This window comes from Marinomonas spartinae, assembly GCF_900089775.1.
Classification (GTDB): domain Bacteria; phylum Pseudomonadota; class Gammaproteobacteria; order Pseudomonadales; family Marinomonadaceae; genus Marinomonas; species Marinomonas spartinae.
On sequence record NZ_FLOB01000006.1, the window covers coordinates 85,641 to 97,980 of the forward strand.

A 12,340-nucleotide genomic window follows, 5' to 3' on the forward strand; every position below is an offset into this window, starting at 1 on the left:
TAAAAGATATCCAGCACGATGTTTAACACACAAATCGTGCTGGACGCTTTCTAATTAAGGATAAATATAACCATTGACCATATTTTCTAGCATCTCCTGACGGCCCGAGACAGGTTTAGGGTCGAGATCATGTTCAACGGCGTAGTTGGCAAGATCTTGTAGCGAGAGCTTGCCACTGAGAATGTCGCTGCCGAGTGTGTCGTTCCACTTGGCGTAGCGTTGCTCAACAAGCTTAGACAGGGTTTCCCCTTCGATCATCTTCACCGCACGTTGCAGAGACAAGGCGAGGGTATCCATGGCACCAATGTGGGCGTGGAACATGTCTTCAAGGTCAGTGGATTGGCGACGCAGTTTGGTGTCGAACATATAGCCACCGGTTTTAAAGCCACCCGCTTTGAGAATTTCATAAGTGACTAGGGTGTATTCTTCCACGCTGGTTGGGAATTGATCGGTATCCCAGCCCAGTTGCGCATCCCCTTGGTTGGCATCCACTGAGCCTAAAATCCCCAAAGAACAAGCGGTGGCGATTTCATGGTGGAAGCTGTGGCCCGCTAGGGTGGCATGGTTGGCCTCGATATTGACTTTGATTTCTTTCTCAAGCCCAAACTCTTTTAGGAAGCCATAAACCGTGGCGGTATCGTAATCGTATTGGTGTTTGGTTGGCTCAGCGGGTTTGGGTTCGATTAGTAAGGAGCCAGCAAAGCCTATTTTGTGTTTATGTTCGACCACCATTTGCATAAAGCGTCCCAACTGTGCCCGCTCTCGTTTTAGGTCGGTATTGAGCAGGGTTTCGTAGCCTTCGCGGCCACCCCATAACACGTAGTTTTCACCCTTAAGGGCATGAGTCGCATTCATCGCATGAAAGACTTGCGTTGCGGCATAGGTAAAAATGTCTGGGTTTGGGTTAGAGGCCGCGCCAGACATATAGCGTGGATGAGAAAAGGCATTGGCAGTGCCCCACAACAGCTTTAAGCCCGTTGTTTCTTGTTTGGCTTGAAGTACTTCTACCATCTCGGAAAAATTGCGAATGTATTCTTTTAGGGATGATCCTTCTGGGCTAACGTCCACATCGTGGAAGCTGTAGTAGCCAATGCCCAGTTTGCTAAAAAACTCAAAGGCTGCATCCGCTTTTAGCTTGGCAGCCTCCAGTGGATTAGACGGCTTGTTCCAAGGGCGGTCAAAGGTATTCGCACCAAACACATCGCTCCCAGACCAACAGAAGTTATGCCAGTAACAGGCTGCCATTCTTAGGTGTTCCGCCATGCTTTTGCCCATGATGACCCTTTTGGCATCATAATGTTTAAAAGCAAAAGGATTATCTGACTCGGTACCCTCATATTGTACAAAAGGGATGTTTTGGAAGATCTCGCTCATGTTGAACTCCTGATGAATTTTTTGTTCTTATCTCATCTTCATCATTGTTTTTTTGAGCGATGGCTTCAATTACGAAATTTTCTCTAGTGATTATTGATTTTCAGTATTGAGTAGGGTGGAGTAATGGTCGGGCTTGACCGTTGACGGTAAGCATTATGTCGTCTATTGGCTCCGTCACCGACCATTCAGGGCAATAGCTTGGCTATCACAAAGCCAGTAAATAACGCGATGCTCATGGAAAATAGTGAGCCTAGCATAACGTATTCGGTAAACTTCCTATCGTGGGCTTCCCGTAGATCCCCCATACGAAAGATAGACTTAGCCGCGAGTACGAATCCAACCGCCGTGTATTGACCGTTTAACACAAAGGTCAGGACTAGCACGCGCTCAATGTAACCTAAATATTGGCCTGCGTTGGTTAAGGATTCTGCTTTTTTGTCATGAGTGATGGCGCCGGTGGTGTTTAAATCCGCTGACCATTTAGACAGAATCTCACCGACCACAATAGAGGCAGGTTTTAGCATCATCACATAAGCCAAGGTGATAAGGAAAAAGTGGTTGTAATCGACTTTATCCGCGAGCATGGTAAGTTGCGAAAACGCGTTCTCGTATAGATAGAGCCATACGAACACAAGGGTGACGATATGGAGAAACTGGTCAAGCAGGAACCAGCGAAAACCTCGACCTATTTTGATTTTTGCGTAATCGATTATGCCATGGGCGAGGGCAACGATGACACCAATAAGGAATGAAGCCGAGAGGCTGGCAGTGGTCGCGCATGCCAAGATCAGCAACACAATGACCCCATGAACAAGGGCATGATAGTACAGAAAGCGCGAGCGGCCTTGGCGCACGTTTTTATCTTTCACCCAAGAATCGGGTTGTAAAAAGAAATCGCCAAGCACATGACCGAGCAACAACATAAGCAACACAGACAAACCATCGACCTGAAGCATCCCAATCCCCTTTATAAGCCAGTTTCTAATACCGCCAAGGTGTCTAGTATCAAGGTGGCATTCGCTCGTTGCAACCGTGAGGCGAGTGAACGTCGATGAATGCCTGTTTTGTCTGACAACGCATCTTGAGTTAAGTCGGGGTAGAGGAGGCGAGGGAACAAGACTTCAGCCTGTTTTTCACTCAGTCCAGTGAGAATAGAGTCTAAGTAGCGCACCAATAATTCATCGCTGGGGCTAATATTATGGGCTGTGGGAAAAGAGATTTTGAGCCGCTCTTCTTTCATATTTTTTAACGCTCTGCCAGACAGTTGAAAGGCTTCGCCCTTGGCGGTTTTTCTCAGTTCGCTTTCGATCTGTTTATAGCCACCAATGCCCACAGAGACACGAGCATCCGTACCTTTAACGGTTTTCATCAGGGTGAGCCTTAATAACACAGCGCAGCGTAGGGCCTCTTTTGGGCTGGGGACAAATACTTGGAACTCATCGCCGCGAAACACATCGCCTTGGGCATGGAAGGTTTCCTGCAAAACAGTAATCGTCTGTTCAATTTGCTGCAAACACGCTTGATGCTCAGCATCTGATAGGGCGCTGGAATTGACGATGTCTCCCGTGACAACACCGCCTGTACTCAGGTTATAGGTAGCATCATTGGCTGTTTCAATACTGTTGAGTGATGTCATCGAATTCTCCTCCTACGACAGCCTCTTACATGGCAAAACCTAATCTAATGGCTTTTCAGATAGACTATCAAAGCATAAACTTTTGACCAAAGCTAGTTTGGTCAAAGAATAGTGACCAAATCAATCTTGGTCACTATTTGCTGGATGAGGAAGTGTTGATTTGATCCATCCACGTTATTCGCTTATGGATTATTGATTGATAAGTTCTTTATTAGAAACGCCTATGTGACGCTTTGTTTTTGCTAGTTGGCTTTCGTTTGCTTGTCTTTGGTTTGATTGACAATCAAAGTACGCTCTTTCAAAAACAGGGTAAAGAAAATAGTGAACATGAACAGACTCATGCCACCAGCAGACCACCACAGAATCTTGGGTAGCCCGAAGATGCATTGCACAAGAACAATCCCTGCGGCGGGTCCGATTAAGAACAGCGCCATGGCGCGTAATCGCCATAACGCTTGTATGCTAGGAGATGATAATGTTAGGGAGGCCATTAGAATAGCCCCCCTAAAGTTACATTAGTCGTGGTCACCATAGCCTGCCAATTTGCCAAGACGAGCACGGAAGACCCAAGCTTGATAGAAATTGTACGAAAGCATAACGGGGATGAAGAACAGCATCGAATAGGTAAACGCACCCGTTGAGTTGGATGGATTAGCCGCATCGAAAATCGTTATGGTATTCGGTACAAACCAAGGGAAAAGCGTGATCATCATGATCGCAAAGTTAATGAAGACAATCACAGCGAGCCAAATCATAGCCGCCACATCTCGTCTTTGGTGTGATGCACGACGCATTGACCAAGTGGCAAAAAGAACCACCGCACCAGACAGCACGAAAAACCACCAATAAGGCCCAACCCATTTACTTCTAGCCCATGGAAACTGAACGAATGTCCAGATGACAGTGCTAAGAATGGCCACTAATGCTAAATAGAACATAACATTGGTCCATTTCAAGGCTTTATGGTAAGTGTCACTGTTTCGATCAAAGCGAGCGCGAATATAGACGCCCCCTGCTAGTGAGGCGGCAATCGTCGCGGTAACACCAGTCCAAAGACTAAATGGGGATAAGAACTCCAAGTAGCTACCACCAAATGTGGGCACTTCGCCTTTCGTCAGTGGGAAACCTTGCAGGAATGCTCCTAAGGAAACGCCAGCAAAAAATGCTACCATCAGGCTGCCAATCCCAAAGCCCCAGTCCCAGTACTTTCTACTGGTTTTTGAGTAGTGGTGGAATTCCAAAGACACGGCTCGGATGATGATCCCCCAGAGCACAAACATCAGTGGAATCATTAAATAGTGGAATACCGAACCATACACCATAGGGAAGGTGCCAAAAAGCGCGCCCCCAACAATGACGAGCCAAGTTTCATTGGCATCCCAAGTTCCGGCCATGGAGGCCATGATCTCACCTTTTTCTTTACTGTCTGAATGGAATAAAGAATAGATGCCAGCTCCCAGATCGGAGCCATCAAGAATAATGTAAATCACGACAAATAGGCCAATTAGAAACCACCAAACGAGGGTTATCCAATGGTCGCCGTTTGTAAAGTCCATAACATGTTGCATATGAATTCTCTTCTATATCGATTAGAGGGTAGGACGCTCAAACAAAGGTTTTCCTTCAGGCACTTCTTCATTGGGCATATCGCCCAAGTGCATGGGCTCTGGTGTGACACCATGGATAACCTTAGTATTCATATCAGGCCCTTTACGGATCAATTTGGAGAAGAAGTACCAAGCCCCAAACCAGACAAGAAGATCAAAGAACATAAAACCAATAAACCAAACGATTTCTGCGCCAATGCTCATTTGACTTACCCCTTCGGAGGTACGCATCAATCCATTGATAAGCCAAGGCTGGCGTGCGACTTCACGGGTCCACCATCCTGTCCAAATGGCAATGTAAGGTAGCGTGGAGCTAAAAATGACAGTACGCAAAAACCATGGATGACGCTGTAGTTTTTCGGCGGTGAACTGTCCTCGAAGGCGTAAGAAGAGAGCCCAAAAAGCCACTAACATGAGTGCCGCTCCGGCTGCCGCCATAATACGGAAGGAGTAAAATGGAACCACAACAGGGGGGCGATCTGCTTTCTTAAATTGATCTAGGCCTGGCACCGTACTGACCCATTTATGGTCTTCGAGTAAGCTAAGAACATGAGGAATAGCAATTTGGAAGTCATTTGTTCCTTTCTCCTCATTGGGCCAAGCAATGACATTCCAGCTTGTATTTGGGCTGCCATCCGCATTATAAGTATGCCAATGTCCTTCCATTGCGGCTAAGGCAGCAGGATCATATTTCGCTACGGTTCGACCTAGTGTATCTCCCATGTAAACCTGTAATGGCGCGACAATCACTAATGCCATAATAGAGGCCGTCAAAGTACGCATAAACATTTTGGCATGGCGATTTTTATAAACCATCAAAGCCGAAATAGACGCAACAAAGAAGAGTCCAATTTCAAAACAAGCAATCAACATATGAGGAAATGCGGTTAAGAAATTGGGGTTGAAAATGGCATGGGTCCAGTTATCGACTAAAAACAGTCCTTTTTCAAGGTGAACACCGGTTGGAGTTTGCATCCAAGAGTTGGCCACCAAAATCCACATGGCAGACAGCATAGAAGAAAACGCCACATTAAAAGTAGCGAATAGGTGCATCTTCTTGCCTATTTTGCCCCAACCAAAAATCATCAGGCCGATGAAACCTGCCTCGTACATAAAGGCAGTAATGGTTTCATAGCCAAGAATGTTACCAAAAAACGGCCCTGCGGCTTGAGAAAAGGGGGCAAAGAGAATACCAAAAGACATCTCCATGGTAATCCCTGTGGCGACGCCCGCACCGAAGTTAATGATGAAGAGTTTTTCAAAAAAACGTGTCAGTCGATACCATTCGTCATCATTGGTTTTAAGCCAGCGCCATTCACTAAAGAATAGGAAGGCGGCCAAACCAATGGTCAACGGCGGATAAATAATATGCATTGACGTAATCCAAGCAAAATCAAGTCTTGCAAGGTCTGTCATGAGTGAGGGATCTATCATTTTTTTCTCCAGAAGTTGGAAGCTAAAAGACTGTCCTGAGGCAGTGTGTATAGGGATGCATTGGTCATGTTGGCACCATCGCAAATGTTAATCTGTATATACTTATTATACGTTATAGTTATAACCTTATGACTATAATTCATAATATATCCATAAAGTTTTCTATTAAGTGTTCAAAAAGCGGCTTGTCTTTTTAAACGCGCTTATCGCAATATTAAAAAGCACAATTAAGACATGATGCGCCCGTTATCCATCATCAAACGATGATCGGCGAGTGTCAGTAGCTGCGGTCGGTGAGTAATAATGATGGCTGTACGGCCTTGTAATAATCTCGCTAACGCTTGTGTTACTTGCTGTTCTGTTGCGGCATCTAGACCTTCTGTGGGTTCATCCAAGATGACAATAGGAGCGTCCTTAAGAAGGGCTCTAGCAATGCCGATACGCCTGATTTGTCCACCTGATAAGCGAGTGGCGGCTTCACCCACTTCGGTATCAAACCCTTCGGGTAAAGTCAGAATATCGTCAAGAATCGCTGCGGCACGACAAGCCTCAACCAGCTCATCATGGGTGGCATTGGGTTTAGCAAGGTATAAATTCGCTGCCAGAGTGGTATTGAATAAATGAACTTGCTGAGACACGACGGAGCAGAGTTTGCGGACCGTGTCGCCCGTTAAATTTTCTAGGTTCGCTTCACCGATGGAGATTTGTCCACTATCGGCGGCCCAAAATTTCAGTAATAACTGTGTCAAGCTGGTTTTACCTGAACCACTTGCTCCTTGAATCGCCAGCTTTTCTCCTTGTTTTAAGCGGAAACTGACTTCTTGAAGGGCGGGTTGCGTGTTTTGCGGATAGCGGAAACAGACAGCATCAAACTGTATGTCAAATTGTTCAGGGGCTGCACAAGGCTCAATAGGATCGCTAACCGCAGGCTCTGCATCGACTAGATCCAAAATGCGCCGTGCGGCACTTCGCGTTTCGCCTAAGGCAAGGAAAGCGGCGGGCAAAGTGGTAACTGCTTCAAAGCTGGCCATACCAAAAAAAGCCAGCATAACGAGTTCTGGACCATCCAGCTGACCACTTTGTACCAAGGGAATGGCAATGACGATCATTGCTAGCCAAGTTAATTGACTGAATAGTCCGTTCAAAGAGGTGCTGCTGGCATTAATGCGGTTTTGTTGCCTTTGAGGCGCAACCAGCTCCTTGTTCTCTTGTTGAATACTGTCGATCCGTTGTTGGCTGTCGCCATAGAGCGTTATTTCGGCCAAGCCTCGTACGGTTTCACTGACGCGTTGTCGCAACACAGATCTTGCTTCAACAATTCTCTGACCACTGTTTGCTCCTAAATGCAGGGCAGCCCAAGGTAGCGCAATGCCAACAATCAATAACCCCACTAGGTTGGTTAAAGCGATAGCAGGGTTCCAAAATAAAAGGAAAATGACCATTAAAATACTAGCAAGCAGAGCCGCTAAAGAGGGGGTGAATAAGCGTAAGTAGGCATTTTCTAAACTATCAATGTCGGCGCGTATGCGGCTTAGTAAATCGCCTCCTTGATAATACTGAAGTCGTGCTGGCGCTAAAGGTTCCAGTTTTTCAAAAAACCATTGGCGTAACCCTGCAAGCAAGCGAAAGGTTGCTTCATGGGTAATTAATCGTTCAAGGTATCTCCCCGCAGTTCGTAAAATCGCTAACCCGCGAATGGCGGCGGCGGGAGTAAAATAATTGATAGCGGCTCCCGTCAAGCCACTAATTGCCATGGCGGTAATAAACCAGCCAGATACCGAAAGCAAGGCAACATTGGCAAGAATCACCGTGGTGGCGAGAAAAACCCCAGCCATCATCCAACCAAGGTAGGGACGGCTGATGTTAATAAGCCAGCGGAGCTCTCTATTATTGCGTTTACGCTTCATAATCCGGCCTTGCGATACTGGTTATAGCGCTCTGTGTAAGCTCCATTTAACGCCATTAATGCATCGTGCGATCCTTGTTCGATGATTTTTCCACTGTCCAACACCACAATTTGATCACTCTGCTCAATGGTGGTCAGCCGATGGGCAATGGTGAGTAGGGTACGGCCAACCGCTAGCCTTGCGATGGCAGCGGTAATCAGTTGTTCACTATGAGGGTCCAAACTGGCTGAAGGCTCATCAAGCAGTACGACGGGCGCATCTTTGTAAAACGCACGAGCCAAGGCAATGCGTTGGATTTCACCACCAGATAGCCCTTGTCCACGGTCTCCTACAATGGTCTGAAAGCCTTGCGGAAGGCGGTTAATAAAGTCCAATGCGTGTGCATTCTCAGCCGCCTGCTTTAATGCGGCCTCGTGACCTTCTAAACGAGGTGACAGGGCAATATTTTCTTCAATGGTGCCATGGAATAAAGTAGGGTTTTGCGGTAACCACGATACATGCTGATACCAGCTGCTTGGGGCAATGTGTGCTAAGGGGGTTTCATCAACCATAATGTCACCTTGCGTCGGATTCAAAAAGCCCAGCAGCAATTGTCCTAAGGTGGATTTCCCCGCGCCGCTCACGCCAATAATCGCTGTGCGACTTCCTGCAGGTAGGGTAAGGTTGACACCGCAAAGAACAGGATCTCGTTTTGGATACGCAAAAACCAGATTGGAAAGGGTAATATTCGGTGCCTGTTGCAGGCACAGCTCAAGTTTACCATTATGCTCAGTAGGGGCTTGAGTATTCAGAAGCTCGATAATGGGTTCAATGGCACCTAATGCATCCATTCGAGCATGAAACTGAGTGCCCATACTACGTAAAGGCAAGTAAAACTCGGGCGCAAGTAATAGGACAAAAATACCATTAAGGTAATGAATATCGCCATACATCAAGCGGAAACCAACATACACGGCGACCATGGCAATACTAATGGCGGCAAAGAACTCCAACACCATGGAAGAAAGAAACGCAATGCGTAACACCTTCATGGTCTGTAGACGATAATCTTCGGCTATTTGACCAATAAAGCGGGCTTCTTTTTGAGCCGCGTTGAATAATTTGAGTGTGGTTAGGCCTTCAATCATATCAAAAAAGTGGGCGCCCATACGTGTTAGGCTACGCCATTGTTGGCGATTCAGCTTTTCTGTCTGACTTCCTATGATGATCATAAAGATGGGTAACAAGGGAGCAGTAATGGCCAAAATAAGCCCAGAGACCCAGTCAAATGGAAAGACAAACACTAAAATAGCCACAGGAATAATGATAGCCAGCTGCTTTTGTGGCAAATATAGGCTGAAGTACTTTTCTAGTTCCTCGACACCATCCACCAACTCGGTTGCACGAGCACCAGAGCGCTGTTCTCGGCTCCATGCTGGCCCTAAATGATGAATATGGTTAAAGAGCTTGGCCCTTAGATCCGTACGCAGCCGAGCGGCCGCTTCAAAAGTGAATCGTTGATTGCCGTAATTGAGAATAGCGCGAACAAGAAATACCCCGACAATCCCAGCTAAATAGGGCCAAACGGCCATAATAGGTTGGTGTTCAATGGCGGTGGCGTTCAGTACATGGGCTAACAGCCAGCATTGAGCGATTAAGAAAAAGCCATTAACACTACCCAGCGTGATAGCGATATTGAGCGGACTTTTTACGGCTTTAGCCTGATTTTTGAGCCAACGATCCAGTTCGAGAGTGTGTTTTCTATCTCGTAAGGGGATGGGGTTGGCCATGTATCAATATCCTTCATGCTCGGATTATTTGTGAAGAGGTCTATAAAATACTCCAATTTTGTAAAAGAATCATAAGGATAGAGTTGTTTACGAATATTTACCGAATGTTTAACGAATGTTTCACGAATGTTTTGTGAATATTTAATAAAGGCTTCACCAATTTAACGGGATCGAGATGAGGTGTGGGTTGGTTTATCCACTGTGGATATTGAGGAGTGGCTTGTCAAGCAAAGACCGCCCTCTAAATTATAAGCCAACCTCTAATATCACTAAGGCGTCTAGTATCAGGGGGGCCTTGGCCCGTGATATGCTCACCCAAAATCTATTATCTAGCCAAAGCTCTTATTAAGGAACCGCCAATGAATGGCCTGATTATCGCTGTATTTGTTGCCGTTTACCTTGGTATGGCCTTGGGCCGCTGGCCAGGTTTTGCTATTAACCGTACGGGTGTTGCTATGATAGGCGCCGTGGTGTTGATGGTGACACAGGCCTTATCCGGCTCCCAGGCCATTCAATCGATCGACTTTTCTACCTTAGCAGTGTTGCTTACCCTGATGGTATTGTCAGGTCAGTACGCCGCCAGTGGCTTCTTTGACTGGGTAGCCGATCGAATCACTCATATGCCTTTATCATCCCGCTCTCTATTAGGTGTGGTCATTGGCATCGCTGGTGTGTTGTCCGCCTTAATGACGAATGATGTTGTGGTGTGGGCCACCACGCCAGTGCTGATCCGAGGCCTATTGGAAAGGGGGTTGGACCCCAAACCCTATTTAATCGCTCTAGCCTGTGCTGCCAACGCCGGCTCGGTGGCTACCATGATTGGTAATCCGCAGAATCTGCTGATCGCCCATGTGGGGGATCTGCATTTTCTGACCTTCGTAGGACGCTGTATTGTACCGGCCGTGCTAGCCATGGGGGTGGTGTATCTGGTGATCGGCCGTTCTAAGTTCATGGATGCCAATCACGCGATTGCACCAAGGGGGAGCAAATCGTCTCAGCCATGTCAGCTTAAGCCACGGCTGTTGCTGAAAGCCGTTTTGGCGACCATAGCGCTCATTGCGATTTTTATTTTCGTAGAAGATAGGGGCAGCTGGTCCTTGCTGATTGTGGCGTTGTTACTGCTTAACCGAAAACTTGGTACCGAGCGCCTATTGCAACAGGTGGACTGGCAGTTACTGGCGCTTTTTACTTGTCTGTTTATCGTTACCGGTGCCTTGGCCAATGCACCGGCGCTAGCCGGCGACTTTCAACATCTGTTAAGGGTGATGAATATTGATCATACCGCCGTGCTGGCGGGCCTGTCCCTGCTGGGAAGCAATACCATAGGTAACGTGCCTTGGGTCATGTTGCTATTGCCCATGGGGCATTGGCCGGATCATCTGCTCTACAGTCTGGCTATTTTCAGTACTCTAGCGGGTAATTTACTGATCGTCGGCAGTGTGGCCAATATTATTGTGATCGAGCAAGCCAAAGCCCATGATATTCATATTGGCTTTGGCGAGTTTGCCCGCATTGGTGTGCCCGTTACCCTGATAAGCTTTGTATTGGCAGGTATCTGGGTGATGCTATCAATGTAAATTTAAAGTCTCGATAAGTTTATTTGGTTGTTCCTTTTTTGCGTTCCGACAGCCAGATTCCTGCCAACACCATGGTCAAGGCGATAGCATGGTAAAAATGGAAGGTTTCGTGTAGCAGCAGTACTGCTAAAATAGGGGCGAAAATTGGCACAAAATTAATAAACACTCCGGCTCTGGCGGGGCCGATCAACTCCACTCCACGCATAAAAAATACCTGAGAAATCAGAGAGGGAAAGAACGAAATATACAACACAATCAGCCAGCCTTTCGGAGTAGGCCAGTAAGCTGCTCCAGTGGCTATTTCATAGACCAACGCGGGCAGCGCCGTGATCGCACCAATACTGGACAGAACCGTAAAGAACACCATGGCGGAGACGTTTGGTTTACTACGTAGGGCCAGAGTGTAGACGGCATAGCAAACACAGGCTATCAATATATAGCCGTCCCCCGGATTAATGGACAGCTCTAGCAGCTTGGTCAGGTGGCCTTGGGTGGCCACTAGCGTCACCCCCAGTAAGGTGAGAATAATGCCAATTGCCTGCAAAAGATGGACTTTTTCCCGAAACAGCAACATGGCTCCGAGCAGGACCAATACTGGCACACTGCCTTGAATGATCCCAATATTAATGGCGGTGGTCTGGTAAGCGGCAATGTAAAACAGGGAGTTAAAGCAGGTGAAGCCCAAGGTCGCCATCAGTATCATTTTCAACAAATGGGGACGTATTATGTGCCATTCCTGACGTACTTGACGACCATAAAATAACCACATCACGGCACTCACAATCAGCCAGCGTAGAGACACCACGGACAGAGGTGAGACCTGAGCAATCGCCAGACGGCCTGCAATGGTATTCCCACCCCAAAACAGAGTGCATAAAATCAGTAAGATATAGGCATTGGAGTGAATGCGGGTAGTGAAGAAGCTCAACAAAGCGGTCATTATCAATCCTTAAAGTGGTACAGCGGATCCCAATTTATTTTTGCTTACCAGCATACCCATGCTGGCCTAGGGAAGAAAGCAGAAACTGATCATTCA

General features: G+C 46.9%; 10 protein-coding genes. 1 reads left to right on the plus strand and 9 read right to left on the minus strand.

From position 1 onward, the window contains the following. Nucleotides 1-54: 54 nt before the first annotated feature. The 8 genes from xylA to cydD all read right to left on the minus strand — a co-directional run bounded on the left by xylA (nucleotide 55) and on the right by cydD (nucleotide 9,727). Nucleotides 55-1,374, minus strand: coding sequence for a xylose isomerase (gene xylA, locus MSP8886_RS13480; RefSeq protein ID WP_067017290.1), 1,320 nt, complete (start codon nucleotides 1,372-1,374; stop codon nucleotides 55-57). Between the two features lie 185 nt (nucleotides 1,375-1,559). Beyond that, a complete protein-coding gene (locus MSP8886_RS13485) occupies nucleotides 1,560-2,330 on the minus strand; it encodes a DUF3307 domain-containing protein (protein ID WP_067017291.1) in 771 nt (256 codons plus the stop codon). Nucleotides 2,331-2,341: 11 nt separating this feature from the next. Beyond that, nucleotides 2,342-3,010 carry a hypothetical protein gene (locus tag MSP8886_RS13490; protein WP_067017292.1) on the minus strand — a complete coding sequence of 223 codons (669 nt, stop codon included), beginning with the start codon at nucleotides 3,008-3,010 and terminating at the stop codon, nucleotides 2,342-2,344. Between the two features lie 242 nt (nucleotides 3,011-3,252). Beyond that, nucleotides 3,253-3,501 (minus strand): hypothetical protein, encoded by a 249-nt coding sequence (locus tag MSP8886_RS13495; RefSeq protein WP_067017293.1) that lies wholly within the window; start codon nucleotides 3,499-3,501, stop codon nucleotides 3,253-3,255. A 24-nt stretch (nucleotides 3,502-3,525) separates the two neighbouring features. Continuing rightward, nucleotides 3,526-4,578, minus strand: a complete 1,053-nt coding sequence (gene cydB, locus MSP8886_RS13500) for a cytochrome d ubiquinol oxidase subunit II (protein WP_067017294.1) — start codon at nucleotides 4,576-4,578, stop codon at nucleotides 3,526-3,528. A 21-nt stretch (nucleotides 4,579-4,599) separates the two neighbouring features. Continuing rightward, complete coding sequence (locus tag MSP8886_RS13505; RefSeq protein ID WP_067017296.1) at nucleotides 4,600-6,051, minus strand: cytochrome ubiquinol oxidase subunit I; 1,452 nt, start codon at nucleotides 6,049-6,051, stop codon at nucleotides 4,600-4,602. A 227-nt stretch (nucleotides 6,052-6,278) separates the two neighbouring features. After that, nucleotides 6,279-7,958: a thiol reductant ABC exporter subunit CydC gene (gene cydC, locus MSP8886_RS13510; RefSeq protein WP_067017298.1), complete on the minus strand. Its 1,680-nt coding sequence runs from the start codon at nucleotides 7,956-7,958 to the stop codon at nucleotides 6,279-6,281. Next, the gene (cydD, locus tag MSP8886_RS13515) at nucleotides 7,955-9,727 is read right to left on the minus strand and encodes a thiol reductant ABC exporter subunit CydD (RefSeq protein WP_067017300.1); all 1,773 of its coding nucleotides are present in this window, start codon (nucleotides 9,725-9,727) and stop codon (nucleotides 7,955-7,957) included. The genes cydC and cydD overlap by 4 nt, the downstream gene beginning before the upstream one ends. A 359-nt stretch (nucleotides 9,728-10,086) precedes the next feature. On the opposite strand from cydD, the gene MSP8886_RS13520 reads away from it, so the two are divergent. Further along, nucleotides 10,087-11,304 (plus strand): ArsB/NhaD family transporter, encoded by a 1,218-nt coding sequence (locus MSP8886_RS13520; RefSeq protein WP_067017304.1) that lies wholly within the window; start codon nucleotides 10,087-10,089, stop codon nucleotides 11,302-11,304. A gap of 19 nt (nucleotides 11,305-11,323) precedes the next feature. Here the strand turns inward: MSP8886_RS13520 and MSP8886_RS13525 are convergent, their stop codons facing one another. Then, nucleotides 11,324-12,244 (minus strand): DMT family transporter, encoded by a 921-nt coding sequence (locus MSP8886_RS13525; protein WP_067017305.1) that lies wholly within the window; start codon nucleotides 12,242-12,244, stop codon nucleotides 11,324-11,326. Nucleotides 12,245-12,340 lie beyond the last annotated feature (96 nt).